Annotated in this window: 24 protein-coding genes, 1 tRNA gene and 3 pseudogenes; 14 read left to right on the top strand and 14 right to left on the bottom strand. The window is 59.1% G+C overall.

The genetic code is table 11. The features are described from left to right. The first annotated feature begins 2 nt into the window (after positions 1 to 2). A complete protein-coding gene (locus IMCC21224_RS19785) occupies positions 3 to 1,280 on the top strand; it encodes an amylo-alpha-1,6-glucosidase (protein ID WP_047997329.1) in 1,278 nt (425 codons plus the stop codon). Between the two features lie 199 nt (positions 1,281 to 1,479). Then, positions 1,480 to 1,632 (top strand): hypothetical protein, encoded by a 153-nt coding sequence (locus IMCC21224_RS27955; protein WP_156178374.1) that lies wholly within the window; start codon positions 1,480 to 1,482, stop codon positions 1,630 to 1,632. A gap of 81 nt (positions 1,633 to 1,713) precedes the next feature. On the opposite strand, the gene IMCC21224_RS19775 is transcribed toward IMCC21224_RS27955, so the two are convergent. From IMCC21224_RS19775 to IMCC21224_RS19760, 4 genes are read right to left on the bottom strand one after another with little or no spacing between them, the layout of a single operon-like run. Then, complete coding sequence (locus IMCC21224_RS19775) at positions 1,714 to 2,541, bottom strand: hypothetical protein (protein ID WP_047997328.1); 828 nt, start codon at positions 2,539 to 2,541, stop codon at positions 1,714 to 1,716. Beyond that, complete coding sequence (locus IMCC21224_RS19770) at positions 2,534 to 4,105, bottom strand: acyl-CoA synthetase (RefSeq protein WP_047997327.1); 1,572 nt, start codon at positions 4,103 to 4,105, stop codon at positions 2,534 to 2,536. Before IMCC21224_RS19770 ends, IMCC21224_RS19775 begins: the two co-directional genes overlap by 8 nt. Further along, positions 4,102 to 5,271 carry an acetyl-CoA acetyltransferase gene (locus IMCC21224_RS19765; RefSeq protein ID WP_047997326.1) on the bottom strand — a complete coding sequence of 390 codons (1,170 nt, stop codon included), beginning with the start codon at positions 5,269 to 5,271 and terminating at the stop codon, positions 4,102 to 4,104. The genes IMCC21224_RS19770 and IMCC21224_RS19765 overlap by 4 nt, the downstream gene beginning before the upstream one ends. Continuing rightward, the gene (locus IMCC21224_RS19760) at positions 5,268 to 6,092 is read right to left on the bottom strand and encodes an IclR family transcriptional regulator (protein WP_047997618.1); all 825 of its coding nucleotides are present in this window, start codon (positions 6,090 to 6,092) and stop codon (positions 5,268 to 5,270) included. The genes IMCC21224_RS19765 and IMCC21224_RS19760 overlap by 4 nt, the downstream gene beginning before the upstream one ends. Positions 6,093 to 6,237: 145 nt before the next feature. Here IMCC21224_RS19760 and IMCC21224_RS19755 point away from each other — a divergent pair, with 145 nt between their 5' ends. Genes IMCC21224_RS19755 through IMCC21224_RS19745 form a run of 3 tightly spaced genes read left to right on the top strand, consistent with a single transcriptional unit; the run spans position 6,238 to position 9,101 of the window. Continuing rightward, complete coding sequence (locus tag IMCC21224_RS19755) at positions 6,238 to 7,245, top strand: DctP family TRAP transporter solute-binding subunit (protein ID WP_047997325.1); 1,008 nt, start codon at positions 6,238 to 6,240, stop codon at positions 7,243 to 7,245. 55 nt (positions 7,246 to 7,300) lie between these two features. Then, on the top strand, positions 7,301 to 7,792 hold the full coding sequence (locus IMCC21224_RS19750; protein WP_047997324.1) for a TRAP transporter small permease: 492 nt from the start codon (positions 7,301 to 7,303) through the stop codon (positions 7,790 to 7,792). Further along, positions 7,785 to 9,101 (top strand): TRAP transporter large permease, encoded by a 1,317-nt coding sequence (locus IMCC21224_RS19745; RefSeq protein ID WP_082135353.1) that lies wholly within the window; start codon positions 7,785 to 7,787, stop codon positions 9,099 to 9,101. Before IMCC21224_RS19750 ends, IMCC21224_RS19745 begins: the two co-directional genes overlap by 8 nt. Positions 9,102 to 9,272: 171 nt before the next feature. On the opposite strand, the gene IMCC21224_RS19740 is transcribed toward IMCC21224_RS19745, so the two are convergent. Beyond that, entirely contained in the window at positions 9,273 to 10,172 is a 900-nt protein-coding gene (locus IMCC21224_RS19740; protein ID WP_047997323.1) for a LysR family transcriptional regulator ArgP, read from the bottom strand. 195 nt (positions 10,173 to 10,367) lie between these two features. On the opposite strand from IMCC21224_RS19740, the gene IMCC21224_RS19735 reads away from it, so the two are divergent. Both IMCC21224_RS19735 and IMCC21224_RS27950 read left to right on the top strand, forming a co-directional pair. Beyond that, entirely contained in the window at positions 10,368 to 11,294 is a 927-nt protein-coding gene (locus IMCC21224_RS19735; protein WP_082135352.1) for a fatty acid desaturase, read from the top strand. A 339-nt stretch (positions 11,295 to 11,633) separates the two neighbouring features. After that, positions 11,634 to 11,966 carry a hypothetical protein gene (locus IMCC21224_RS27950; RefSeq protein ID WP_156178373.1) on the top strand — a complete coding sequence of 111 codons (333 nt, stop codon included), beginning with the start codon at positions 11,634 to 11,636 and terminating at the stop codon, positions 11,964 to 11,966. Between the two features lie 567 nt (positions 11,967 to 12,533). Here the strand turns inward: IMCC21224_RS27950 and IMCC21224_RS19730 are convergent. Next, positions 12,534 to 13,007: pseudogene (locus IMCC21224_RS19730) on the bottom strand (IS5/IS1182 family transposase); the annotation flags it as partial. Positions 13,008 to 13,042: 35 nt separating this feature from the next. Then, positions 13,043 to 14,172, bottom strand: a protein-coding gene (locus IMCC21224_RS19725; RefSeq protein WP_156178107.1) for an IS3 family transposase whose coding sequence is annotated in 2 segments (ribosomal slippage) — positions 13,043 to 13,932 and positions 13,932 to 14,172 — 1,131 coding nt in all. Because the reading frame shifts where the segments join, the coding sequence is not laid out codon by codon here. 58 nt (positions 14,173 to 14,230) lie between these two features. Between IMCC21224_RS19725 and IMCC21224_RS19715 the strand changes: the two are divergent. Together IMCC21224_RS19715 and IMCC21224_RS19710 are read left to right on the top strand one after the other, a co-directional pair. Beyond that, positions 14,231 to 14,437 (top strand): annotated as a pseudogene (locus IMCC21224_RS19715) (transposase); the annotation flags it as partial. 44 nt (positions 14,438 to 14,481) lie between these two features. Then, positions 14,482 to 15,153: pseudogene (locus IMCC21224_RS19710) on the top strand (IS3 family transposase); the annotation flags it as partial. 184 nt (positions 15,154 to 15,337) lie between these two features. Here the strand turns inward: IMCC21224_RS19710 and IMCC21224_RS19705 are convergent. Beyond that, positions 15,338 to 16,552 (bottom strand): site-specific integrase, encoded by a 1,215-nt coding sequence (locus tag IMCC21224_RS19705; protein WP_047997319.1) that lies wholly within the window; start codon positions 16,550 to 16,552, stop codon positions 15,338 to 15,340. Positions 16,553 to 16,700: 148 nt separating this feature from the next. Continuing rightward, a tRNA-Ser gene (locus tag IMCC21224_RS19700) sits at positions 16,701 to 16,790 on the bottom strand. Positions 16,791 to 16,994: 204 nt separating this feature from the next. Between IMCC21224_RS19700 and IMCC21224_RS19690 the strand changes: the two genes are divergently transcribed. From IMCC21224_RS19690 to IMCC21224_RS19680, 3 genes are all read left to right on the top strand, one after another. Further along, a protein-coding gene (locus IMCC21224_RS19690; protein WP_156178069.1) for an IS3 family transposase occupies positions 16,995 to 18,097 on the top strand; the annotation gives its coding sequence in 2 pieces (ribosomal slippage) (positions 16,995 to 17,256 and positions 17,256 to 18,097; 1,104 coding nt in all). A gap of 180 nt (positions 18,098 to 18,277) precedes the next feature. Next, the gene (locus tag IMCC21224_RS27300) at positions 18,278 to 18,559 is read left to right on the top strand and encodes an IS3 family transposase (RefSeq protein WP_197089255.1); all 282 of its coding nucleotides are present in this window, start codon (positions 18,278 to 18,280) and stop codon (positions 18,557 to 18,559) included. Further along, positions 18,556 to 19,035 (top strand): hypothetical protein, encoded by a 480-nt coding sequence (locus tag IMCC21224_RS19680; protein ID WP_156178371.1) that lies wholly within the window; start codon positions 18,556 to 18,558, stop codon positions 19,033 to 19,035. The genes IMCC21224_RS27300 and IMCC21224_RS19680 overlap by 4 nt, the downstream gene beginning before the upstream one ends. Here IMCC21224_RS19680 and IMCC21224_RS19675 read toward each other — a convergent pair. Beyond that, a protein-coding gene (locus IMCC21224_RS19675) for an IS3 family transposase (RefSeq protein ID WP_156178119.1) occupies positions 19,022 to 20,160 on the bottom strand; the annotation gives its coding sequence in 2 pieces (ribosomal slippage) (positions 19,022 to 19,920 and positions 19,920 to 20,160; 1,140 coding nt in all). The genes IMCC21224_RS19680 and IMCC21224_RS19675 overlap by 14 nt on opposite strands. Before the next feature lie 86 nt (positions 20,161 to 20,246). On the opposite strand from IMCC21224_RS19675, the gene IMCC21224_RS19665 reads away from it, so the two are divergent. Beyond that, positions 20,247 to 20,456: a hypothetical protein gene (locus tag IMCC21224_RS19665; RefSeq protein WP_156178370.1), complete on the top strand. Its 210-nt coding sequence runs from the start codon at positions 20,247 to 20,249 to the stop codon at positions 20,454 to 20,456. Between the two features lie 134 nt (positions 20,457 to 20,590). Then, positions 20,591 to 21,013, top strand: coding sequence for an amidohydrolase family protein (locus IMCC21224_RS19660; RefSeq protein ID WP_047997317.1), 423 nt, complete (start codon positions 20,591 to 20,593; stop codon positions 21,011 to 21,013). 289 nt (positions 21,014 to 21,302) lie between these two features. Here the strand turns inward: IMCC21224_RS19660 and IMCC21224_RS19655 are convergent, their stop codons facing one another. The 4 genes from IMCC21224_RS19655 to IMCC21224_RS19640 are packed head-to-tail and all read right to left on the bottom strand — an operon-like array spanning position 21,303 to position 25,037. After that, positions 21,303 to 22,790 carry an AMP-binding protein gene (locus tag IMCC21224_RS19655; RefSeq protein WP_047997316.1) on the bottom strand — a complete coding sequence of 496 codons (1,488 nt, stop codon included), beginning with the start codon at positions 22,788 to 22,790 and terminating at the stop codon, positions 21,303 to 21,305. Positions 22,791 to 22,799: 9 nt separating this feature from the next. Beyond that, entirely contained in the window at positions 22,800 to 23,207 is a 408-nt protein-coding gene (locus IMCC21224_RS19650) for a DUF3830 family protein (RefSeq protein ID WP_047997315.1), read from the bottom strand. A 26-nt stretch (positions 23,208 to 23,233) separates the two neighbouring features. Continuing rightward, the gene (locus tag IMCC21224_RS19645) at positions 23,234 to 24,520 is read right to left on the bottom strand and encodes a TRAP transporter large permease (RefSeq protein WP_047997314.1); all 1,287 of its coding nucleotides are present in this window, start codon (positions 24,518 to 24,520) and stop codon (positions 23,234 to 23,236) included. 1 nt (position 24,521) lies between these two features. Continuing rightward, positions 24,522 to 25,037, bottom strand: a complete 516-nt coding sequence (locus tag IMCC21224_RS19640) for a TRAP transporter small permease (protein WP_047997313.1) — start codon at positions 25,035 to 25,037, stop codon at positions 24,522 to 24,524. Positions 25,038 to 25,044 lie beyond the last annotated feature (7 nt).

The raw sequence follows: 25,044 nt of genomic DNA, 5'->3' as shown, positions 1-25,044 counted from the left end.
TCATGTCAGAAACGATGATCACCGCCGCCCGCGCCATCCTCGCGCAGAATGATCGCGGCACCTACACCGTCCCGACAAAGGGACTCTATCCATTCCAGTGGAACTGGGACAGTTGCCTCAGCGCCCTTGGCTTTGGCCATTTCGACGAAGCCCGCGCCTGGACTGAAATCGACACGCTGTTCGACCATCAGTGGGATGACGGCATGGTGCCGCACATCATCTTTCACAAGCATGACGACGGGTATTTCCCCGGTCCTGATGTTTGGCAGACCGGACGCGCAGTGCCCACCACCGGCATCACCCAGCCCGCAGTGGCCGGCTTTGCTGTGCGCCGTCTGTTTGAACGCGCCAAGGACCGCGACATGGCCCGGACCCGCGCCCGTGCGCTGCTGCCCAAGATCGCGGCGTGGCACGATTGGTTCTTTCGGTGCCGCGATCCCGAGGGCACCGGGCTGGTCGCGATCATCCACCCGTGGGAGTCCGGCCGCGACAATTCCGTCGACTGGGACGCCGCGCTAGGCCGGGTGCCGACCGAAGGCGTGATGCCTTTTGTCCGTCGTGACACCCAACACGCCAACCCTGCGCACCGCCCTACGGACGCGCAGTATCAGCGCTTCATTTGGCTGGTTCAGCATTTCCGCGATCTTGGCTGGGATAATGCGCAATTGCACGACGCCTCGCCCTTCCGCGTGGTCGATCCTGGTTTCAACGCCATCCTGATCCGCGCCTGCGCTGATCTGGCATGGCTTGCCGAGGTTCTGGGCGAAGAGACCATCGCCCGCGCCGCCCGCGCCCAGGCAGACAAGGGCATCGCCGCGATGGAAACGCTCTGGAGTGCAGAGCATGGCCAGTATCTGTGCTTTGATCGCGCCAGCGGCGCGTCGATCCAAAGCCGGTCGATCGGCGGTCTTCTGGCGACCTTTGCCCCCATCCCGCAGCCCCGCGCCAGGGCCATTGCGCAGCGCATCGCCAGCCTCGGCGAACAGGCGCCCTTCCTTGTGCCGAGCCACGATCCGTCGGCGCCCGACTACGACGGCAAGCGATACTGGCGTGGTCCGGTCTGGCTGATCGTTAACTACTTGATTGCCGACGGTCTTGCTGTGGCTGGCGAAACGGCCGTTGTTGAACGCATCATAGCAACCAGCCTGCGACTGATTGAGCAAAGCGGATTTGCCGAATACTACGACCCGATCACCGGCGAACCTTGTGGCGGCAGCAGCTTTACCTGGACCGCAGCCATGGTGATCGAATTCCTCATCCGCGACAGACAGGCGGCATGAAAGGCAGGTGCATCCTGCACATGACAAAGATCTCTGGCGAACAATCCGATTGTGCTACGCGATAGAGAGAGGAAACTCTCAAGCCGTTTCGCCGCACCTTTTTTTGGCGGAATGAAAGATCAAAGCCAGGCAAAACCTGCTTGCCGATGACGGGCCCACTTTCCTGCCGCAGGTGAGCCTGAGTGAGAGTTCGACTGTCATGGATCAACACATCGCGACACAGGCAGGGGCTGGGCTGTCGATCAACTCCATTTGGCGCGTTGCAAATGAGATCGTCGCCGGACGATTGGTGTACCTCATGCACGGCTGGCAATTGAACGACAGTTCGGTGCTTTGGCTTATCTATCCATGATCCAACGTACTGACGCTAAAGGTCAGTTGTCTCATGGATTTTCTTGTGTCGCGCTGCGCTGAAACGCTCCAATTCAAAAGCTCACTCACGAACCAGCACAAGCTCGAACGTGACGCAGACGGTGTTTTTTGACCGCGCGAGGCGACCTTGAGCCTGCGGGCCGTCAAACCCAACCGATACCGCGTTGAGATCGACACCAGCATCTGACACGCTTCCTTGGGTCAAAAGCACTTCGGTCGCATAGCTTTCAATACCGGTGCCGTCAGCGAATTGAGTCCCGACCAGACTACCGATCCCCTTGACCGTGGCGCGATCCAATCCGCACTCTTGGGCAATTGTGGCGATGATCTCTTGGATATGCTCATGTGGTCGCGCGGTCGCGAGGACGGCATTGGGATGCGTGATATCTGCGGTACTGATCGGGCGAAAGAGGGTAAAGCGGGTTTCAGGATCCTCAACGCTTTCCATCCGCGCGCCATCCAGCACGAGAACATCAACCTGAACATCCCGGCCAAGCACTGTAACTTCGCTCAAAAGGTGCCCGGCGCAAAGGTTTCCGGCCTGATCGGACCAGACCCCGTGGATATGTGCAAAGGGTGCTCTGTCGCGGCGCCCAAGATGCGCGCCGGCCTGGACGATCCGGGCATGTTCCAACGTCACGGTCGCGCTGTACCACGCCACATGACCATCACCGGGCGCCGGAGCCGGACGGACAAACGACAATGTGTCAGCGTCGACGCCCGACAAATCGAACCATGCCGCAGCACCGTCCACGGCCTCGACCATGGCATCCAGCAACGGCAGTCCGGCGCGCAGCATCACCGTTTTCTGGGTTGCGTGGCAGGGTATGGCGTCGCAGCGCTGCACAGCGGGGGGACCGGGGTGATTGATCCGCCGCGCCTCAGGCATCGACAATCTCACCTCGGGCGACCAATTCGGCGCGGATCAGTTTTTTGGTGATTTTGCCATAGGCCGATTTCGGCATCTCGTCCCAGAAGACGATTTGTTTAGGCATCTTGTAGCGCGGCAGGCGCGTACCCAGCCAGTCAAGCAGCGCCGCGGTATCTGGGGCCGACCCGCGGGCCACACAGACCGCGATTCCGACTTCGCCCCATGTCGGGTCTGGCATGCCCAGAACGGCTGTTTCGGAAATGTCGGGATGCAGCAGGATCTTTTCCTCGATCTCGCGCGGGTAGATGTTTGACCCGCCCGAGATGTACATGTCAGACGCGCGTCCAGTCAGATACAAAAAACCCTGATCGTCGAGATGGCCCAGATCGCCAGTCAGGAACCAGCCGTCACGAAAGCTGCTGGCGTTGGCCTTTGGGTTGTCGTGGTAACCGGCAAAGACGGCGGGGCCGATGACGGCGACTTCGCCGGTCACACCCGGCGCGCATTCCTGCCCCTCAGGGTCCTGAACCTGGACCTGCATCCCCGTTCGGGCAAAGCCACAGGTGCCGATGCGCATGACGTCATCGTCGGCAGAGTGATGTGCGGGAGGCAGCACGGTGATGTTGCCCGTCACCTCACCCAGCCCGAAATACTGCACCAACACCGGCCCCAGCACGTTGAGTGCGCGCACCTGATCGGCACGGTACATCGGTGCGCCGGCGTAGATCATATAGCGCAGGCTGGAGTGGTCGTGGGCGTGGACCGACTCGTGTTCGACCAGCATTTTTACGATTGTGGGCACGGTAAAGATGTTGCTGACCTGCCATTTTGCGACCAGCCGCCAGATGTCGTCGGGGTCAAAGCGCGCTCCGCCCGGCAGGATTGTCTTGACCCCGTGCGCCACCTGCGCCAGCTGGTGAATGCCCGCGCCATGCGACAACGGCGCCACCACGATCGACGCATCGTCTGGCCCGGTGCCGGGCATCAGATCACATAGATGGTTCGTCACGACAAAGGCCATCTGCCCGTGGGTCAGTACCGCTGCCTTGGGCTTGCCCGTCGTGCCAGAGGTAAAAAAGAACCACGCAGGATCGTCGCGATCCACGGCGATCGGCGCGACCTTGATCCCGTCATGCACAGTGACGAGCGTCTCGTAATCATCTGCCCCGTCGCCGCCGATGGTCACGGTAAACCCAACGGTATCGGCGCAGGCGGCGATATGGTCGCCAAACTCGGCACCGACAATCAGGCCCTTGGCCCCGGATGAATGCGCAAGCCAGGCGACCTCTTCCGGTGTCTGACGGAAATTCGCAGGCACCCAGACGCAGCCCAATTTCCAACAGGCAAACGCCGCTTCGAACATCTGGTTGCAATTGGCCGACTGGACAAGGATGCGGTCGCCCTTTGTCGCGCCGTAGCGGTCACGCAGGGCGGCCGCAAAGGCGGTTGCACGCGCTTCGATCTGGCGCCAGCTCCACTGCGCCTCGCCCCAGACGAGGCCGATGTCGTCAGGGTGTCGTCGCGCGCTTTCCGTCAGGAAATGCGACAGGTTCATCACCCGGGTCGAAACAGGTGTCATCATGACACCCGCTCAAGGATCGAAGCATAGTTGACAACCGCAGCGCCGCCCATGTTGAACACGCCGGCCAGTGTAGCATCGGGGATCTGCATATCCCCGGCTTCTCCCATCAACTGCATCGCGGCCATGATGTGCATCGACACACCCGTTGCTCCGATTGGATGTCCCTTGGATTTCAAACCGCCAGAGGCGTTCACCGGCAGGCGGCCATCCTTGGCGGTCCAGCCCTCGCGAATTGCGCGACCGCCCTGCCCCGGCTCTGTCAGGCCCATCGCCTCGTATTCCAGTAGCTCGGCGACGGTAAAGCAGTCGTGGGTTTCAACCAGACTCAGGTCATTCACCGTGATCCCGGCGGCGGCATAAGCGGCGTCCCAGGCGCGACGTGCGCCGTCAAACCGGGTCACATCGCGACGAGACAGCGCCAGCGGTTCGTTGGCGTGGCTGCGCGCACGAAAGGCGATTGCGCGGTTCAGTTCTGCGGCCACGTCGGGTGCGGCGAGGACCACGGCCGCGGCACCATCGGACACCAGCGAACAGTCAGTCCTGCGCAACGGCCCGGCAACATAGGGGTTTTTGTCCGACACCGTGTTGCAGAATGCGACTCCGAAATCGCGGCGCATATGGGCAAACGGGTTGGCCATACCATTGGCATGGTTCTTGGCTGCGATCATCGCCAGCTCTTCTGAACGATCGCCGTATTTCTGAAAGTAGCTTGCCGCGATGTTGCCAAACAGCCCGGCAAAGCCGCCCCCCACGCCCGCCTCTTCGCGCCGGTAGGACGCGCCCAGCAGGATCTCGCCGACCTCGGCACCCGGGGTCGCCGTCATCTTTTCCGCGCCGACGACCAGCGCGATCTTGCCGCGGCCACTGGCGATGAAATCCATCGCGCCGTGCAACGCAGCGGACCCGGTGGCACAGGCGTTTTCATAGCGGGTGGCCGGGACGCGTGCCAACCGTTCGTCGCCCATACCGACTAGAGCGCCCTGAAAATCCTGATCCGAGAACCCGTTGTTGAAGACCCCGACAAAGATCCCGTCGACGTCGTCAGGCGTGATGCCTGCGTGTTCCAGCGCGGGGGCAGTGACTTCGGCCATCAGCGCCTCGGTGTCCGGGGCATCGCTGCGGCCAAATGCGCTGTGTGCCCAGCCGACGATATTCGGATCAGTCATAGTTGTTGCTCCTTTTCGGAATGGGCGCGGATCGGACGCCGCGCCAGTCGTGTTTCGATGTCCAGTGCTTCGCGCTGCAGCATAGTCGCCAATTCGCTGTCGCGGGGCGGTTGCATCCGGCTTTCGATCGCGGCCAGCGACAGCGCGCCCGCAACCGAACCATCCGCGCGCCGCAGCGCCACCCCTACGCCCCAACTGCCCGGCACCACCCGTCCGGGATTTAGCGCAAAGCCGCGCGTCCGCGTCGTGGCGACCTCGTGGCGCAGCGCCCCGGCGCCGAGGTCAGGATAATCCGCCGCCAGCAGAGTGGCATTGTCGCGCAGAACCGCCTCGACCTCGTCATCGGGCAGCGCCGCCAGCATGGCCAGCGACCCCGCACCGATCCCCAGCGGATGTTGCGCGCCCATGGTCAGGGCGTGGGTGCGGATCGGAAACGATCCCTCTTGACGGTGCAGGCAGACCGCCGTCGCACCCCGCCGCATGGTCACAAAGGCGGTGTCGCCACTGTCGCGGGCCAGACGGACCACGGATTCGGCCGCGATTTCCAGCAACCCATGGCGCGGGGTGGCCAGGGTTCCTAGTACATAATTTTCCGCCCCCAGATGGTAGTGACGGCTTTGTGTATCCTGTTCGATCAGCCCACCCCGGATCAGCGCCAGCATCAATCGCCGCACAGTTGGCTTGCCCAACCCGGATTCTGCAACCAGCGCGGTTAACGGCACCCCGCCGCCACTGCCCTTGCCGACCAGCGCCAACAGGGCCAGGGCACGGTCGACCGCCTGCGTGCCGCTGGCTGTACGCGCCTCTCCGGATGTATTCATAATATGGACCACACTGTTCCAGTTCTCAGGGCGAAGGGAGGTATCATCCTTCAGAGGGTGAGGAGTTATAGTGGGATTGCAAGAATTATCTTGTCCTCCTTTTCTATTTCTGATCCACATTGTGCAATCCTAGGGAGGGAAATCTATGAATATCGTACTCAAGGCCGGGCTGGCCGCACTGCTGGCGTCGACAATCCTGTCCGGTGCCGCAATGGCTGAAACGCTGCGCCTGTCGCATAACACTGGTGACACCACCACCTGGCAAAAAGGCGCTGAGCGGTTTGGCGAGCTTCTGGCGCAGAAAACCGGCGGCGATCTGGATGTGCGTGTCTTCCCGAACGCGCAGCTATCGGGCGGCGACCAGATGCGTCAGGCCGAAATGGTGGGCCGTGGGGCGCTGGATCTGGTTGTGACCTCGGCGATCAACGTGACGCCGCTGGTGCCCGAGATGGCAGTATTTTCGCTGCCCTATCTCTATGCCGGATACGATCAGGTTGACGCGACCACTCAGGGCGCACCGGCCGAGTTGCTCGAAGATATCCTGCGTGACAAGGGGATCGAAGTTCTGGCCTGGGGCGAAAACGGCTTTCGTGAAGTCACCAACAACGTCCGCCCGGTCAAATCGCCCGCAGATATGCAGGGCCTGAACATGCGCGTCGCGGGGCCGATGTATATCGACGTGATGAACGCGCTTGGCGCCAACCCGCAGCAGATGCAGTGGGGTGAGACGATGACCGCGCTGCAACAAGGTGTGGTTGACGGTCAGGAAAACCCGATTGGCGCGGTGATCATTCCGCAGCAGGTCTATGAGGTGCAGAAATACCTGACCACATGGCATTACTCCTACGACCCGATCTTCCTTGGCGTGTCGAAGAAGGTCTGGGACGGCCTCGATGCCGAAACTCAGGGCCAAATGAGCGAAGCCGCAGAAGAGGCGATGACCTATCAGCGCGAGATCACTCGCAAGGGCACCGCTGACGGTGTTGCCTTCCTGCGTGACAAAGGCATGGAGGTTTACGAGCCGTCCGAGGACGAACTGGTCGCGTTCCGCGAAGCGACACAACCCGCGTTTGACGAGTGGGCGGCCAAGGTCGGCGACGAAATCGTCGGCGCCTTCCGCAAGGCCATCGACGAGGCCGGTCAAGGCAGCTAAACCAGATCGGCGCGGCACCGGACACCGGGCCGCGCCCATTCGGGAGGAGGACGCCTTGCGGTTCATTCTGCGGGAATTCGAAAAGATTGTCTGCGCGGTGCTGTTTCTCGGCATGACGCTGCTTGGGTTCACCAATGTTGTTGTACGCTATGGAACCCACTATTCCTTTGCGGCCTCCGAAGAGATTCTGACCAACGGTTTCCTTTTGCTTACCGTTTTTGGCGCAGCGATTGCGGCGCGGCGTGGCGAACATCTGGCGGTGACGCTGGTGCAGGACGCGCTGCCCCGACGACTGGCGCAGGCGGTGTTGGCACTATCCGCCCTGCTCAGCATTGCGCTGCTGGCGGCCTCGGCGTGGTTTTCCTGGGCGTCGCTGATGAACATGATGAGCAATGGCATGCGCAGTTATGCGCTTGGTGTGCCCGCATGGTGGTATCAGGCGGCGCTGCCGTTTGGTTTTGCGCTGGTGCTGATACGCTACCTGCAGCACGCCGCCGAAACATGGCACGCGCCTCGCGCCGAAGTGCCGGCAACCCCCAGTGTCTGATCTGTTTGGCATGGGTGCCGGGACCCAGATGATTGTCGCGTTTTTCGTGTTTATGGCCCTGCGGGTTCCGGTGGCTTTTGCGCTGGGGCTGTCAGCGATGTACGCCATGTGGAAAATCGGCTTTGGCTTTGAACTTGCCGGAGATCTCATCGCCACCGGCATTGGCAAATACGCCCTGCTGGCGATCCCGTTTTTTATCCTTGCCGGCACGCTGATGGGATCGCTTGGCATTGCCGAACGTATGGTCCGGTTCTTTCGCGTGCTGATCGGCGATCTGCCCGGAGGTATGGGTGTGGTCGGCACCGTGGTTTGTCTGTTCTGGGGGGCGGTGTCCGGGTCCGGTCCAGCGTCGGTTGCGGCCATCGGCCCAATGATCATCCGCGGGATGGAGGAAGACGGCTATCCTCGCGCCGCCGCTGCTGCGCTCGTCTGCACGGGTGCGGCGCTGTCCATCGTCATCCCGCCCTCAATCGGGCTGGTGATTTACGGCGTGATTGCTGAAACTTCGATTTCCGCGCTGTTCATTGCTGCAATCATTCCGGGCCTGTTCATGGGTCTGCTGATGCTGCTGGTTCTGCCCTTCATCAAGGCACGGGGGCGGGACGCGCTCGACCGGCTCGCTCCTGCGCCGGTTACTGCCGGGTACTGGCGCGATCTTGGCCGCACCTTCCGCGAGTCGTTTTGGGGGCTGATGACGCCGGTGGTAATCTTGGGCGGCATCTATTCCGGCGTTTTCACCCCGACCGAGGCTGCGTTGGTCGCCACTGTCTATGCGCTTGCCGTCGGGGCCTTTGCCTATCGCACCCTCACATGGCGCGTGCTGTATGACGCGCTGACCGATGCTGCGGCGTCTTCGGCCGTGGTGATGTTGGTGGTCGCCTATGCCAGCCTGTTCGGCTGGGTCGTCACGGTCGAGGATCTGGTCGGCCAATACTCTGGGCAGCTTTTGGGCCTGAGCGACAATGGCGCGGTGATCCTGCTGGTGATCATGGTGATCCTTCTGATCGCCGGGATGTTCATGGACCCGGTCACGGTCATGTTCATCTCGCTGCCGATCTTTATGCCGGTGGTGCGCGAACTGGGCTGGGATCCGGTTTGGTTCGGGGTGCTGGTGATGGTTAACCTTGCCATCGGGCTGATCACGCCACCGGTCGGGATCAACCTCTATGTCGCGGCGAACGTCACGCGCCTGCCAATAGAACGGATTGCACGGGCGGCCCTGCCGTTTCTGGTCGTCAGTCTGATTGGTCTCGCGATCGTTGCTGCATTGCCGGGGCTGTCGTTGTTTCTGCCCGAACTGATGAAATAGCTCTAAAAAGCTATCTTCACGGCTTGCGTCTGTTGTTGCCACTTTGTGGGGCTAATCTTGGGCTTTTAGGAACCGCTCGCGTGGGTGCTCACGGGGCGCGATGACCGCGGCGATCAACGGATGGACGCCCAAAACTGACATCAGACGTCCTCACTGCCTCAACAGTGCAGTTCAGCGACCGTTTCCATCCAGCTCGGTTTTTGCGACCCGCAGGACGATCTCGGACAGTCCCTGCATGATTCTGCTGGACTGTGACCGGGTGTGCCAGAACAGCGGAACCCGGACGCGGGCATCGGGAACAACATCTATCAGTTCTCCGCTGTCCACGAGCGCTGCCACGGCGACATGCGGCATCATCGCCCAACCGATCCCTAGTCGACAGCAAAGCATATGCCCCTCGTATGAGGGAATGTAATGCGACGACAGAACGGCCGAATTGCCAAAGGCCACCTGCAGCCACTGAAGCGGAAGTGTGTCTTTGCGATCGAACCGTATCGACGGACCAGAGGCAACATTGGCAAGTGTGATGCCCGCAGTGAGATGATTTTCTGCATAGCTCTTTGATGCGACCGCCAAATATTCCATTTCCCCCAGTGCATAGCTCTTGCATCCTGCGATGGGCGTTACGGATGACGTAATGACCGCCGTGGCATCCCCTGATCTGAGACGATCCTCGGTGAATTCCTGATCGTCCGGGATAATGTCCAGGCGCAGATTCAGCTCGTCAGCGGCGTGCTTGACCACTTTTGGAAACCAAGTGGCAAGGCTGTCGCTATTGACCGCGATCCTGACGTTTGCCCTGGACACTCCAACTGGGCCGGACAGTTGCTCGCTCACTTCATGTCTGAGTAGTGTGACCTGCTCGACATGTTGACACAGCAAAAGCCCATCTTCTGTCGGCACGCATGGTCTGCCGCGGACGATCAGAATAGAACCGACCTTTTCCTCAAGCTGCTTGATCCGCTGACTGACGGCCGATTGGGTGACATTGAGCGATTTTGCCGCCGTCTCAAAGCTTCCTGTGCGGATAACAGCAGAAAGAACCGCAAGGGAATCATAGTCGAAATCCATGGCCACACACCTAGAGCATTAGTCACGTCTAATGTTAGATCAGAATTCCTGTGGTGTCACGTGGCTGAACTAATAAAGAATATTATTCTGTGGCATTAGCAAGGCTAATATGAGGCGGGTTCCGGCTGAGCTGGTTGCAAAAACTCCAATAAATTGAGTATCATAGCATGAAACTTACTCAAATGAGGTGGAAAGATGTCTGCAAAATGGCTCCGTCAAAAATACACGCGTAGGTTCGCTGGAATGGACAAGTACCCCATGCGTATCGCCGGCCTGATCACGTTCGGATATGTCGCACAGATCTTAGGTGCGGTCGCTGCCGGAGCGTATCTGCTCTCTCTGACTTTCGGCTGGGCGACACCGGTCGCCGCTCTTGCACTCATGATATTTGTCGCAACGCGCTTTCGCGGGCTCAACAATATCATTCACGAATGTTCGCACGCAACTTTCACTCGCGTCCGGTCGCACAACACGCTGATCGGCAAGTTCTGCGCAGTCTTGCTGTTTAGCTCGTTCATGGACTATAGGGACGAGCATCTGACGCACCATGCCCACCTTGGCGACTATGATCATGATCATGATCTGCAGGGCATCAAGGACCTCAAATTGCATGAACCGCTGTCCGCGCGGGTGATTCTGCGCCACCTGGTGACGCCGTTCCTGGGTCGCCACCTTCCCTACTATCTGCACCTCGATCTGACGGCACGTGACGGCAAAGTATCGCTGCTTCTTAAGCTGCTTGTCCTGACCAGCGTGGCATTTTGCCTCGTCCTTTTTCCCGTAACGACCATCCTGTTCCTCGTCCTGCCCTTTACGTTGCTGTACTCGGCCTTGAATTATTGGACAGATTGCTTGGACCACGGTGGAATTGTTGCGTCGGGCGACGATCTTGACGCATCACGCAACATTCTGGCACCGCATCTGATCCGGTACCTGTTCTTTCCGCGCAACGACTGCTTCCATCTGGTGCATCATCTTTTTCCACATGTTCCTGCCCGTCTTCTCGAAGCGTCGCACAAGTTGCTGGAACTGGATGATGTTTACAATTCGCGCCCGAATGCGGTTCCGCGAAAGACTCTGGCGGAACGTTTACCAGCGGACACCCTGATCCCCGCCGAGTGATTGGTCGGATTGTGGGATAGGCTCCGCCTGGCCGTCATGGGGCAGGGTTGCTGAACTCTGCCCGCGACGACTCAGATCGCGAAACCATGGCGTTAGACCTGCCGCATGAGCAGGCCTAACCCCCTAAGTCGGCAACAACATCCTCAGGGCGACACAACGGTTGGGTTGCAACTGGTCGGCCTCTGAGGTCAAACGGCCGATAGAGGTCAGGATGCGATGTCTCAATGCGTTCTGAGAACGGATCGCGCCACGAGACTCCGACCGCCAAACCGCAAGAACCCATGCCGCACGCATGGTCGGCTTCAATGCAATCGGCACCGCTGAGGTCGTCCGCGCGGCATGAAGAATCCGGGCAAGGGGCTTTCGCGAATTCAAACAGACTTCTGCAGCACCGCCCGTCATGGAAAATATCATGACGGGCGCCAACCCGTGATGCCGTCCCCAAGTGCTGAAGGGTTTACAGCGCCAATGGCAACAGCGGGCGCATCGCGCAACGAATATTGGCAGATACGTCATCTGAAAGTGGCTCAAGAGACGGGTTTTGTGGGAATGCCGCATCTTCGCCCGGCGGCGGCATCTGGAGCCACTGATTCACAATTTACACGCCTGACGCGACCTGTCAGTCGGCTCTCCATCGCAGGGATTATCTTGTATAATATTGAAATTGCGTAGAAAAATAGGAAATTTTCTGCTTCAAGATTTCTTGCTTAGCGTGCAATAATTGTCTTGCTAATGCTGAATTAGGTATGCTAATGTATCTATGTAGACGCAAACAAGTCGCGTGTACGTAAAGAGTGAACCGTGTTTTCGTGAAGTAGTGAGTGAATTGGCGCGACCTGAAGTTTCTTGCACCCCAATAAAACTTGATGCGCTCCAAATTTATAAAACCCAATCGACGCCGTTGAAAAATCAACGGCGTCGATTATCGTATGGATTGCAGCCAACGGACATTTTAGGCGTGTGCCCTTCGCTTGATCGGCTCAGCATTACGATGCGCGGAGCGCGTCGTTCCCGGCGACGGCAACAGCATGTCGCCTTCTAAGGTCAGGCATTCTTGCGCGGAGGGATGACTGTAGACGCTCCGCCATCACATCGCGGCATTCGCGCGTGCCGTATGCTCCGCCTATACCGTGGCGCTACCAATCTACTGATCGCGCGGACGCTGTTGGAGCAGATGAGGCAACAGGTGCTTACCTGCTCCCCATTGTGTCCGCTAATTTAGTCGACGTTGAACAACACCTACGCGGCGATTTGCAGTGCTATTGATCGGACGGTGAAGGCGTTGATCGCGCGCTGCGCCCGTGACAGGCCCTCGAACAACAGGACCAAACGGGCCCTCAGGCGGGCCAGGATCTTGCGGATGTTGTGCCCGCAGCCGCACAGGACAGCGAAGAGCGCATCGCCCTTGGTCCCTTTGAGAGGGCAGCGCGCGAGGCGGCCATCGGTCTTCATGTGGCCGATCTCCGGCTCGATCGCACTGCGCCTTCGGAGCTGCGCTTTCAGCCCATCCGTCAGCCCGCGACGCATTCCGGAGATCAACACATGGGTTGTTCCGACACCGTGTCCACGGTAGCCGCGGTCCACGACGGCGAGGTCCGGGCGGCGGTCCGTGAGCGTCTCGACCTGCTCAAGAGCCTCGGCCAGGGTGTGCCCGTCGTATGGGTTACCTGGCATGGCGCGCATGCCGACGACGAAGCCGCCGTCGATGGTGGACTTGCCACGCAAAAGTTCCGGTCTCTCAGCTCATGTTAGGCAGCCCGTCTCTCGAAAGCCAAGGGACTTTTCCCGCCAAGGGATGAATGCCGTCTTCGCGGGTTGTAGAACCCATTGATGTATTGGAATATTGCTCCTTCTGCTTGTCTGCGGGTCGCCCATTTCTGACGCCAGATCAGTTCGGCTTTCAGAGATTTGAAGAAGGTCTCGACCATGGAATTGTCATAACAATTTCCCTTGCCGCTCATTGAGACCAGAAATCCATGCTGCTTCAGACTTTTCTGATAGTCACCTGAACAGTATTGAGAGCCACGATCCGTATGATGGATACAGCCTTTGGGTGGCTTTCGCAGCCCTACTGCCATGTCTAATGCCTTGATGGCCAGGTCCCGCTTCATCCGGTTACTGACCGCCCAGCCAATGACCCGGCGGGAGTAAAGATCGATGATCACTGCCAAATACAGCCATCCCTCGCTCGTCCAGATGTAGGAAATGTCCCCTGCCCATTTTTGGTTTGGGCCATCAGCAGAGAAGTCCTGATCAAGAAAGTTGGGGGCGACATTGAAGGCGTGATTGCTGTTAGTCGTGACTTTATGTTTACGGGTTCGAATAACCTTGATCGCGTTCTCACGCATCAACCGGCCTACCCGGCGGTGCCCGACAACAAGACCGAGATCGCGCAGTTCCTCCGTCATGCGAGGTCGGCCGTAGCTTTGCAGGCTAAGGCGGTGTTGTTCTCTGATATGGGCCAACAGCACCATGTCATCTCGCTGGCTTCGGCTGATAGGGCGGATCTTCCAGGCGCGAAACCCACGGGAAGTTACCCGCAAAACGCGGCATAGAAACTCAATGGGCCAGATCTTCTTCCAGGTGTCGATAAAGGCAAACCTCACGCCTTTTGGCCTGCGAAGAAGATCGTCGCCTTCTTTAACACTTCCCTCTCCTCGCGGAGTAGCCGGTTCTCTTTGCGAAGGCGGGCGTTCTCCTTCTCCACATCCTCATGCGGGCCGGACATCAGGTCATCATTCTGATGGTGTTGAACCCACTTGTTCAGTGTCGAAACACCAACCCCTAAATCAGACGCAATCTGAGGTCGCGTCAGTCCACTGCTTGTTGCAATGCGAACCGCATCACGTCTGAACTCGTCGCTGTATCTTGGTGCCAATTTGTGTCTCCTTCATTGCGAATATCGCTCGAAAGAGACCGGAACTAAATCGCGACAAGTCCAACCCGGTCAGCCGCAGCAGAACGCCTACATCGAGCGTTACAACCGCACCGTCCGACATGAATGGCTGGACCAATACATCATCGAAACTGTCGAGGAGGCCCAAGATCACGCCACACAATGGCTCTGGACTTACAACAACGACCGCCCGAACATGGCCATCGGCGGCATCACACCCGCCCAGAAACTGAAAATGGCCGCGTAAGTTCTACGAATGCACCACGTTAAAAATGGGGGGATTACCCGTGGCATCTGCGTAATGAAGACCACCTCGTGAACGAGAAACGCATCCGGCGCTTGATGCGGCTGATGGGCCTCATGCCGATTTACCAGAAACCCAACACCAGCAAAGCGGCGAAGGGGCACAAGATTTACCCCTATCTATTGCGCGGCTTGCGCGTGGATCGGCCCAACCAGGTTTGGTGCGCCGACATCACATATCTGTCGATGCGACGTGGCTTCCTCTATTTGGTCGCCATCATGGATTGGCACACACGCAAGGTTCTGGCGTGGCGCATCTCGAACACGCTGGAGGCAGACTTCTGCGTCGCAGCCCTGAACGAGGCCATCCACAAGTTCGGGCCTCCTGAGATCATGAACACTGACCAAGGCTCTCAGTTCACGTCCTTTGCCTGGACCGACCGGCTGCGCAGATCAACCATCCGCATCTCCATGGACGGCAAAGGCCGGTTCCTCGACAACATCTTCGTGGAGCGGCTGTGGCGGTCGATGAAATACGAGTGCGTCTATTTGCATGCTTGGGAGACCGGATCAGAGGCCAGGGCCGGGATCGGGAAATGGATGGAGTTTTACAACCACAAGCGACCACACTCTTCCCTTGGCGGCAAACCACCGGCCGTGGTCTATAGGCAGCGAAATGAAACAACCCAACCCGATCAGCAGGAGCAAAGAGTAGCTTAATTTACGCCAAGTCCTGTCCAACAATTGGGGAGTAGCTCATCGATCTGTTCTGACGTACTCGGAGCATCAACCATAAGGTACGATAGTCGTGACCTTTTGAACCTTCAATCGTTTGCTCTCAACTATTTTCGGTGCTGGGATGTTGTCGTAAGGCTCAGAAAGGCGGACCTTTTGGCATTTCATTTTACTGCGGATCGCCCACCTGATGCAGCCGAACAACGATCCCGTCCGATCCTGCTATGAATCGTGACCACCGCTCCATCAAACTGCGCCGCTTTTCAAGCAGATCAGACCGCGCATAGGCCCGTTCCACGTTCGACCCGACCTTGTTCGCCAAACTCAGTTCCGCCACTTCGCGCGGCACATTGGCTTGTTCAGAGGCCCAATCGCGGAAAGTCGAGCGGAAGCCGTGGACTGTGACGCCCTCGACCTCCATCCGTCGCAAAAGCATCAGCATCGACATATTGGACAGAGGTTTGTGCCGTTTCTGCCCCTCGAAGACATACTCCGACTGTAGCTCCCGCAGCGGTTCGATGATTGCCAGCATTGCGTCGGTTAGCGGAATCCGGTGATCTTCGCCCATCTTCATCCGCTCTGCCGGACAGGTCCAGAGGAGCGAGTCAATGTCGACCTCTGACCAGCGCATCCCCAGCACCTCACCCGTGCGCGATCCGGTCAGGCAGGTGAACATCAGCGCCTTTGCCGCCATCGCCTTCCGCGTCGCCAGATCGGCATAAAGCACAGGCACGTCTTGCCAACGCATCGCGCCGTGGTGCTTTGGCTTTGCCTTGACGACGGGCAACGCCCGCGCTTCCTTGATCGCCGTCACGGGGTTTTCGCCAGACCGAAGTCCCTTGGATCGCGCCACGTCCAGCACTGTCTTGATCCGTTGCGCCAACCGCTTGGCAGTTTCGTGCTTGTCCGTCCAGATCGGGGACAGGCACATCAGGACTTCCGGCTGGCCAACACTGTCGACCGGCATCCGCCCGATCTTGGGGAAAGCATAGTCGCGCAGGGTGTTGATCCATTGCTGACCATGCTTGGCGTTCTTCCACGTGGGCATCCGGTCGATATGGACCTGTTGCGCCACTTCCTCCAAGGTCGGGATGTCCTGCCGTGCGTTGAAACGCGGGTTCAGCCCCTGCTTGGCCATGCGCCGATATTCCAGCGCCCGGTCCCGCGCCTGATGCAAAGTGACGATATCCGCACCGCCCAGACCAAAGTCCGTCCGCAGCGGCGCACCCTTCTTGTTCTTCTGCCCTTTGACCACCACCCGTACGATCCAGCGCCGCGCCCCTGACGGATCGACTACGAGATAAAGCCCGTTCCCGTCGCCATGCCGCCCCGGCCCAAGATTCTCGACCAGCTTCCGTGTCAGCTTTCCCGATAGCGCCGCCATGATCTATACCACGTTCCATACCACTCAAGGAAACGATACAGGAGCAATCGAAAGAAATCCAGCATCACGATGAAACCCGACAAACCGCTGCAAACAAAAGAAAAGGGCCACCGAAGGCGACCCATTAAAACCGTTCAATATTGTGGTGTGGCGGAGAGGAAGGGATTCGAACCCTCGAGACGGTTCCCCGCCTACACACTTTCCAGGCGTGCGCCTTCGACCACTCGGCCACCTCTCCGACAGCCGCTCTACAGCGAACGGTGCAGGGGTTGCAAGGCTGAATGTGAGAAACCCACAGTGTTCCCTCGACGCGTGTGACATACGTAGCGATTGAGAATCGCCGATGAACAAGCTTTACTCATGACCTGCCCCCTAAAAACTGGACCATTTTGAATTAGAGTTTCCGACTGCTACTTTCCTGGCTGGAAAAGGAGTGGACGCGATGAAAGCATCCAAATTCACGGACGCCCAAAAGGCGTTTATTGTTAAGCAAGGTAATGAGGGCACGACGGTTGCGGAGATTTGCCGCAAGTCCGGGATAAGTCCGGCGACGTATTTCAACTGGAAGAAAAAGTATGAGGGGCTGATGCCGTCAGAGATGCGCCGGTTGCGTGATCTGGAAGACGAGAACAACCGTTTGAAACGGATTGTCGCTGATCTGACGTTGGATCGTGAGATGTTGCAGGACGTTATCAAGCGAAAGCTCTAAGGCCGGATCGAAAGCGTGAGCTTGTCGATGGGATGCGGTCTGATTGGCGTGTGTCGATCCGAAAGGCATGTGGTGCTTTGCGGTTTGATTGCTCGACCTATCATTACAAATCCCGCCGCACCGATCCGGCCGCGTTGAAAAAGCGCATTAAGGAGATTTGTGAGACACGCGTTCGATATGGATATCGGCGCGTCCATTTTGTGTTGCAGCGTGAGGGTTGGCCAGTGAACGCTAAAAAAACATATCGTATTTACAAGGAGATGGGTCTTCAACTGCGCAACAAGACACCGAAACGTCGCGTGAAAGCGAAGCTGCGGGATGCTCGCACAGAAGCTGTGAAGAATAACGACGTCTGGGCAATGGATTTTGTGCATGATCAACTCGCCACAGGCCGCAAATTGCGCGTTTTGACCGTCGTCGATACGTTCTCGCGCTATGTGCCAATTCTAGACGTAAGGTTCAATTATCGCGGTGAGGATGTGGTTAAATCTCTTGATCTGGCTTGTGCCAAGATTGGGTATCCTAAGACCATTCGAGTCGATAATGGGCCGGAATTTATCTCTCGGGATCTGGATCTGTGGGCTTATCATCGGGGCGTGGTTTTGGATTTTAGCAGGCCAGGAAAACCGACAGACAACGCCTTCATCGAGGCCTTCAACGGTAAGTTTCGCCAGGAATGTTTGAACGCGCATTGGTTCTTGAGCCTTGCGGATGCGGCAGAAAAGGTGGAGACTTGGCGTAGATACTACAACGAAGAACGGCCCCACAGCGCGATCGGAAACAAGTCACCGATCATGCTCGTAAAATCAGAAGGTGAAACCAGCCCACCGATCTGACGAAAGCCGGAAATCTCTAGACCCAGGTGGTCCAAGGTTGGGGGCAAGTGCAGACCCTTCTGACGCCAAGCGATTGCGGGCTTTAGAGGACGAGAACAGCAAGGTGAAGAGGCTGTTGGCAGAACAGATGTTGGACAACGCGATGCTGCGAGACATCAATTCAAAAAAAAGGTGACGCCCGTGGCAAAGCGGAATGCGGTGGTTCACCCGTGCGAAGCGCACGGTGTGAGCCAGCGACGGGCGTGTGATGTGCTGCAGATTGATCGGTCATCGGTGCGGTATCTGTCGCGTCGTTGTGATGATGCCGAACTGCGAGATGCAATCAAGCGCGTGTCTCGTGAACGGCGTCGGTTTGGTTGCCGCCGTATCCATGTGATGATTGCGCGGGAGGGCTTTGAGGTGAACCACAAGAAGGTCAGGCGCATCTATCGCGCGGAGAAGCTGCAGGTGCCGTCGGCTTGAAACGGGCAAGAGAGAAGGCCGTTGAATGCCGGAGGCTGGTAGCTGATGGTGGTGATCCCCGCTCGCTCTGGGCCAAGCCGATCCGGTCGAAGACTTTCAAAGAAATGACCTTCGAGTTCTTCGAGCTTAACAAGGTGGGGCTGAAAGGTGACGGCGAAGCAGGGCGATGGCTCAGCCCACTCCAGACGCACGTTTTTCCGAAGATTGGGGGGCGTCCGATTGCGGAACTGTCCCTCGATGATCTTGTCGAGGTAATCCGCCCGATCTACCATCAAGACGTTGGCCGCAAGGCCTTGGACCGGCTGAACCTTGTCATGGTTCACGCCAAGGGGCGGGAGCAGACGCACCTGAGCGACGTGAAAAATCTGGTCAAGGCGCAGCTCCCTCGGATCAACCGAAAGAACGTGAGGCATCCTGCACTCGACTGGCGGGATGGACTTGCCACGCAAAAGTTCCGGTCTCTCAGCTCATGTTAGGAGGCCGTCTCTCGAAAGCCAAGGGACTTTTCCCGCCAAGGGATGAATGCCGTCTTCGCGGGTTGTAGAACCCATTGATGTATTGGAATATTGCTCCTTCTGCTTGTCTGCGGGTCGCCCATTTCTGACGCCAGATCAGTTCGGCTTTCAGAGATTTGAAGAAGGTCTCGACCATGGAATTGTCATAACAATTTCCCTTGCCGCTCATTGAGACCAGAAATCCATGCTGCTTCAGACTTTTCTGATAGTCACCTGAACAGTATTGAGAGCCACGATCCGTATGATGGATACAGCCTTTGGGTGGCTTTCGCAGCCCTACTGCCATGTCTAATGCCTTGATGGCCAGGTCCCGCTTCATCCGGTTACTGACCGCCCAGCCAATGACCCGGCGGGAGTAAAGATCGATGATCACGGCCAAATACAGCCATCCCTCGCTCGTCCAGATGTAGGAAATGTCCCCTGCCCATTTTTGGTTTGGGCCATCAGCAGAGAAGTCCTGATCAAGAAAGTTGGGGGCGACATTGAAGGCGTGATTGCTGTTAGTCGTGACTTTATGTTTACGGGTTCGAATAACCTTGATCGCGTTCTCACGCATCAACCGGCCTACCCGGCGGTGCCCGACAACAAGACCGAGATCGCGCAGTTCCTCCGTCATGCGAGGTCGGCCGTAGCTTTGCAGGCTAAGGCGGTGTTGTTCTCTGATATGGGCCAACAGCACCATGTCATCTCGCTGGCTTCGGCTGATAGGGCGGATCTTCCAGGCGCGAAACCCACGGGAAGTTACCCGCAAAACGCGGCATAGAAACTCAATGGGCCAGATCTTCTTCCAGGTGTCGATAAAGGCAAACCTCACGCCTTTTGGCCTGCGAAGAAGATCGTCGCCTTCTTTAACACTTCCCTCTCCTCGCGGAGTAGCCGGTTCTCTTTGCGAAGGCGGGCGTTCTCCTTCTCCACATCCTCATGCGGGCCGGACATCAGGTCATCATTCTGATGGTGTTGAACCCACTTGTTCAGTGTCGAAACACCAACCCCTAAATCAGACGCAATCTGAGGTCGCGTCAGTCCACTGCTTGTTGCAATGCGAACCGCATCACGTCTGAACTCGTCGCTGTATCTTGGTGCCAATTTGTGTCTCCTTCATTGCGAATATCGCTCGAAAGAGACCGGAACTAAATCGCGACAAGTCCAGGGCGCGTGACCGTGTGTTCCCCTTGGAAACAAGCATCCACACCCGACCCGAAGAGATCAACGATCGCAGCCAGTTCGGCAATTGGGAGGGAGATTTGATGATCTTTGAGCGGGCGCAGAGCAACGCCAATGTCGCGACACTGATTGAACGCGTCAATCGGTTTGCGGTTGTGCCGAAGAACCCGGATCGACAGTCAAAGCCAGTGATGGAACGTCTGATCGAAAGCCTGTAAGTCCTGCCCGAAAATGCACGTAGCTCGATCACATTTGATCGCGGTACCGAGTTCACAGCTTGGCGTCACCTTAAGGCGGGTTGCCTGAGCAATACATCGGTTTTCGGGGTAAGGCGCTGCAGGGCGATTTCGGCATGTCCCTGCGCTATGGTGAACCGGCCATGGGTCTGGTGCTTGACCGGGCTTCGGCGACGCTTGCCCTCAGCGGCAGCGCGTTGGCTTTGTCGATCATTATCGCGGTGCCCCTTGGCATCCTTGCTGCGGCGTTTCGCGGTACGGTGCTGGATAGCATCAGCCTTGTGATATCGCTCGTCGGGCAACCGCCGGGGTTGCACGCTGGCCGTGCTGGAAATGTTGCGCAACGGCTGCACACGCTGGACAGTCACGCCCTGTTGGCCAGAGATGCCTTTTCCATGACCGCCCACGAGGGCGCCAAGGTGCTGGGCTGGGACGATGAAATTGGCCGCCTCGCCCCCGGATTTCAGGCTGACCTTGTGATGCTAGACCTGCGCCACCCTGTCGCCGGTCCGCAGCTGCCGCTGTCACAGCGCGCTTGACGGCGGTTTTCACGGCGCCCCTCCTGCCTGGCTGGACCGGGTCGTGCAGGAGATGGAATAGCCGCGTCGTCAACGTGTTGTCTCAACTACCACCACAGTCTGGGCGTATCATCGTTTTGCGCTCAGCCTGCGTGATATTGAGGGTCCGTTGGCCGAACGCGTCATTGTGGTGAGGTCTGGATAGGATCTCGACATGGGTCAGCGACCCGTGCGCACGATCGGGGGTTATTTTGGCACGCAGCCTGGGGGCAGGATTGCGTGCCGATTGGCACGCAGTGGTCGGTTCCAGTCAGGAAAAGGCCGCCTGCATCGCCTTGCGCCGGATCTTGCCAAAGCCATCCCGCGGCAGAGCGTCACAGATCCGCACAACTTTCGGCACTTGTGCCGGGGCCAGACGCGCGGCGCAAAAGCCCTGTAGCACCTCTGACGTCACCTCGGCGTGCAGAACCACGCAGGCCACGACCCTTTCGCCCCAGTCGCGGTCCGGCATGCCAAAGACCACGGCATCGGTGACATCCGGATGCTGCAGCAGCGCCGCCTCGACAGTCTCGGGGTGCACCTTGACCCCACCGGTGTTGATAACGTCGTCCCGCCGTCCGCCTAGATACAGAAAACCATCGTCGTCCAACCATCCAAGATCACCGATGCTTTGAAATCCCTCCTCGTCGCGCTGCGGTTCCGGCGCATCGGGGCCACGGTAGCGCGCCCGCCCGCCCAGATCATCGGGCCGCATGAAGATTTCGCCCGCTGCCCCTGCAGGTTGCGGCGCCCCCTCTGGGCCGTAGATGCGGATTGCTGTCTCGAACCCACGCCCGACCGAGCCGCGATGCGTCAGCCATTCCGCGCCGGTGATCGTGGTCTGTCCGGTATTCTCGCCCGAACCGTACATCTCGGTCACGCGGTCCGGCCCTAGCACGTCGATCCAGGCCTGTTTCAGCCAGGACGCACAGGGCGCGCCTGTGTGATAGAGCGCGTGCAAACTGTTCAGGGTCGCGCCGCTGCCGGGAAGCGCATCCAGCATCCGCACCATCATCGTCGGCACCAGCATGGCAAAACCAACGCGGTGCGTGTCGATCGCCCGCAGTGCACGGGCCGCGTCGAACCGCTCCATGAGAACAAGCCGGTTGCCCTCAAACAACCCATTCTGCGCCCAGGTGAAGGGCGCATTGTGCGACATCGCTCCACAGACCAGCTGTGTCTGATCACAGCGAAAGCCAAGTCTGGGCGCGATACGTCCCCAGCTTGCACCGGGCGTCCGGACAAAGGGCAGATCGTCCGCCATCATCTTGGGTAGGCCAGTCGAGCCGCCTGACAACACGATCTTGCCGGGGCAAGCTGTGCGATCAGGGACGGGCGTTTCGGGCAGCGCAGCGGATTCGGCCTCAAAGGCCTCAATGTCCAGATCCCCTGCCCCCGGCGTTGCGCCAATCACCAGCCGCGCGCCGCTGCGCGCCTTCATCGCCGCAACGGTGGCCGGGTTCATTCCCGAATCCAGAACCATCGTCGTTGCCCCCACCCGCCAGACCGCAAGCGCCAGCGCCAGATGCGCCGGCACGTTGCCAAGCGCAAAGGCGACCACATCGCCCTGCCCCACCCCGCGCGCCATGAGGCCGCGTGCGTAGCGGTCCACCAACAAATCCAGCGCCGCCCAACTCAGAGAGACGGCATCGCCCCCGGCGGGCAGAAAGCGCACGGCCTCTGCCCCGCCCCGCATGGCGGCAAGCTGGCGCAGCCGGGCGCCGTAACTGATCCGGTTGTCGGGCAACGCATCCGACATAGCCCGTCCTCAGACCTCTTCGAAGTGGATTTCCTGCGCACCCTCCCAGAGCACCTTCGGCCCGATCTCGGCCAGAGCGTCCAGATTCGAGGTCAGCGTAATGAAATGATTGCCCGCAAGCTGCCCCATCTTGGAGGCAAAATGAACCCCGCCATAGGCCAGCAGGATCTCGGTTTCGGAAATGCCGCCGGGATAGAGGATGAACTGCCCCGGCGCGGGAAAGCTAGTGTGGTTCTCGTAGTCAACGCCGAAATCCGTTTCGCCCAGCGGGATCCAGACGCCTTCGCCGCTCCAGCGGACGTGAACGACCTTGCTGGTGTAGGGCAACTGCGCGCGGAAGGCAGCGACAGTTTTGGGCGCCTTGTCTTCTTCGAACTGCGCGTCGAACACGATTCCGGCGATGGTGATCTTGAGCATTGTGGTCTTTCCTTTGGTCATTGTGGTCAGTCGATAAGCCCGACAAGACGCGGCAGGAACAGCGACAGGTCAGGGATGAAGGTAACGGCGATGAGGATCGTGAACAGTCCGGCAAGCGGCCAGACCAATCGCCGCGAGACAGCCAGCACTGGTCGCCCGGCCACGCTGGAGGCGACGAATAGCGACACACCATAGGGCGGTGTGACCGTGCCGATGGCGCAGTTCAGGATCACAAGCAGCGAAAAGTGGATCGGGTCCACCCCCATCTGCGCGGCGATGGGCGCAAGCACCGGCACGATGATCAGGATCGCTGCGATGGTTTCCAGAAACATGCCGACGAACAGGAACAGCAGGTTGGCGATGATCAGGAACACAAGCTGCGAGGTGGACACACTGGTGATCCATTCGCCCAGCATCTTGGGCACATTGGCATTGGCGATGAGCCAGGAAAACACCGCGGCTGTGCCGATGATCAGCATGACGGCCGCCGACAGTGACGCGGTGCGCAGGATCAGATTGGGCAGTTGGCGCACCTTGAGATCGCCATAGACGAACAGCCCGACGAGCAGCCCGTAAAAACCCGAGACGGCGGCGGCCTCGGTCGGTGTGAACACCCCGCCGAGGATGCCGCCGAGAATCAGCACCGGCATTCCGGCGGCAGGCAGGGCCGCCCAGCCGGTGCGGCGCAGGCGTGCAATGGTGAACGGCTCGGTTTCGCGGTAAACCTCGCCGCCCTTGCGGGCCTGAAGGTAGGCTACGATCATCAGCATGACGATGCACAGCAGCCCCGGCAGCACTCCGGCGATGAACAGCGCGCCGATCGACACGTTGGATACCACGGCAAGGATGACCATGGTCAGGCTTGGCGGGATCACCTGTGCGATGGACCCGGCGCAGGCGATCAGCGCCGCCCCAAAATCCACGTCATACCCCCGGCGGCGCAGCTGCGGCTGCATGATGGCCGAGATTGCTGCGGTGTCCGCCGATCCCGACCCGGAAATCGCGGCAAGACCGGCAGCGGCCACACAGGACACCTGATAGAGGCTCCCCACCATCCAGCCGATCAACGCCGATGCGAAATCGACGATCCGGCGCGATATCCCGCCCGCATCCATGATCACGCCCGCAAAGACAAAGAACGGAATCGCCATCAGCGTGAAAGAATTCAGCCCCGCAAAGACCCGCTGACTGACGATGGCCACGGGCACGTCGGTCGTCGTCACCAGCGCAATGACCGCCGAGGCGCCCAGAACAAACACCACGGGCACACCCAGGACAAGCAGGAAGACAAAGGAGAGAGCGATAACCAGCATGTCAGAGTGCCTCCTCGGCGTCTTCGGGGACGGGCGGTGGAAACGGATCGTCCCAGCGCTGCAGCACAGACAACAGCAATTCAAGCCCCATGTAGGCAGCACCCGCAGGCAGGCAGAAGTACATATATTTCATCGGCATCCGCAGCGACGGAGATGTCTGGAATTCCCCCATTCGGATCAGCGGGAGACTGCCCCAGGCCAGCGTCGCCAGAAAGGCCATGCCGACCGCCGCGATGGCAACCAGTGCCACCCGCGCTGCGGGCAACGGTAGGGCCGCGGGCACCATATCGATGGCGACGTGCTGCCCCCTCGCCACGGCCACGCCGCCGCCCAAAAGCACCAGCCAGATCTGGCAGAAAGTGGCGATCTCGGCCGCCTGGGCGATGGAGTAATTGAACACATATCGCCCGCCGACCTGCATCAGAACCGCCGTCATCATCACCGAAAACAGCAGGATCACCGCACCCGACACGACGCGGCGCAGCACGAGGCAGAGACGTTCCAGAAGACGGACCATAAACGCA

It is taken from the genome of Puniceibacterium sp. IMCC21224, from assembly GCF_001038505.1.
Classification (GTDB): Bacteria; Pseudomonadota; Alphaproteobacteria; order Rhodobacterales; family Rhodobacteraceae; genus Puniceibacterium.
This window is presented reverse-complemented; position numbering and strand designations above follow the sequence as displayed.

What these genes read in the sequence shown, in the direction of transcription:
- IMCC21224_RS19765 (WP_047997326.1), bottom strand. Translation starts at nt 5,271, where the DNA reads ATGACTGATCCGAATATCGTCGGCTGGGCACACAGCGCATTTGGCCGC.
- IMCC21224_RS27950 (WP_156178373.1), top strand. Translation starts at nt 11,634, where the DNA reads ATGAAGAATCCGGGCAAGGGGCTTTCGCGAATTCAAACAGACTTCTGC.
- IMCC21224_RS19760 (WP_047997618.1), bottom strand. Translation starts at nt 6,092, where the DNA reads ATGAATACATCCGGAGAGGCGCGTACAGCCAGCGGCACGCAGGCGGTC.
- IMCC21224_RS27955 (WP_156178374.1), top strand. Translation starts at nt 1,480, where the DNA reads ATGGATCAACACATCGCGACACAGGCAGGGGCTGGGCTGTCGATCAAC.
- IMCC21224_RS19640 (WP_047997313.1), bottom strand. Translation starts at nt 25,037, where the DNA reads ATGGTCCGTCTTCTGGAACGTCTCTGCCTCGTGCTGCGCCGCGTCGTG.
- IMCC21224_RS19785 (WP_047997329.1), top strand. Translation starts at nt 3, where the DNA reads ATGTCAGAAACGATGATCACCGCCGCCCGCGCCATCCTCGCGCAGAAT.
- IMCC21224_RS19735 (WP_082135352.1), top strand. Translation starts at nt 10,368, where the DNA reads ATGTCTGCAAAATGGCTCCGTCAAAAATACACGCGTAGGTTCGCTGGA.
- IMCC21224_RS19650 (WP_047997315.1), bottom strand. Translation starts at nt 23,207, where the DNA reads ATGCTCAAGATCACCATCGCCGGAATCGTGTTCGACGCGCAGTTCGAA.
- IMCC21224_RS19740 (WP_047997323.1), bottom strand. Translation starts at nt 10,172, where the DNA reads ATGGATTTCGACTATGATTCCCTTGCGGTTCTTTCTGCTGTTATCCGC.
- IMCC21224_RS19770 (WP_047997327.1), bottom strand. Translation starts at nt 4,105, where the DNA reads ATGATGACACCTGTTTCGACCCGGGTGATGAACCTGTCGCATTTCCTG.
- IMCC21224_RS19705 (WP_047997319.1), bottom strand. Translation starts at nt 16,552, where the DNA reads ATGGCGGCGCTATCGGGAAAGCTGACACGGAAGCTGGTCGAGAATCTT.
- IMCC21224_RS19645 (WP_047997314.1), bottom strand. Translation starts at nt 24,520, where the DNA reads ATGCTGGTTATCGCTCTCTCCTTTGTCTTCCTGCTTGTCCTGGGTGTG.
- IMCC21224_RS19660 (WP_047997317.1), top strand. Translation starts at nt 20,591, where the DNA reads ATGTCCCTGCGCTATGGTGAACCGGCCATGGGTCTGGTGCTTGACCGG.
- IMCC21224_RS19655 (WP_047997316.1), bottom strand. Translation starts at nt 22,790, where the DNA reads ATGTCGGATGCGTTGCCCGACAACCGGATCAGTTACGGCGCCCGGCTG.
- IMCC21224_RS19775 (WP_047997328.1), bottom strand. Translation starts at nt 2,541, where the DNA reads ATGCCTGAGGCGCGGCGGATCAATCACCCCGGTCCCCCCGCTGTGCAG.
- IMCC21224_RS19755 (WP_047997325.1), top strand. Translation starts at nt 6,238, where the DNA reads ATGAATATCGTACTCAAGGCCGGGCTGGCCGCACTGCTGGCGTCGACA.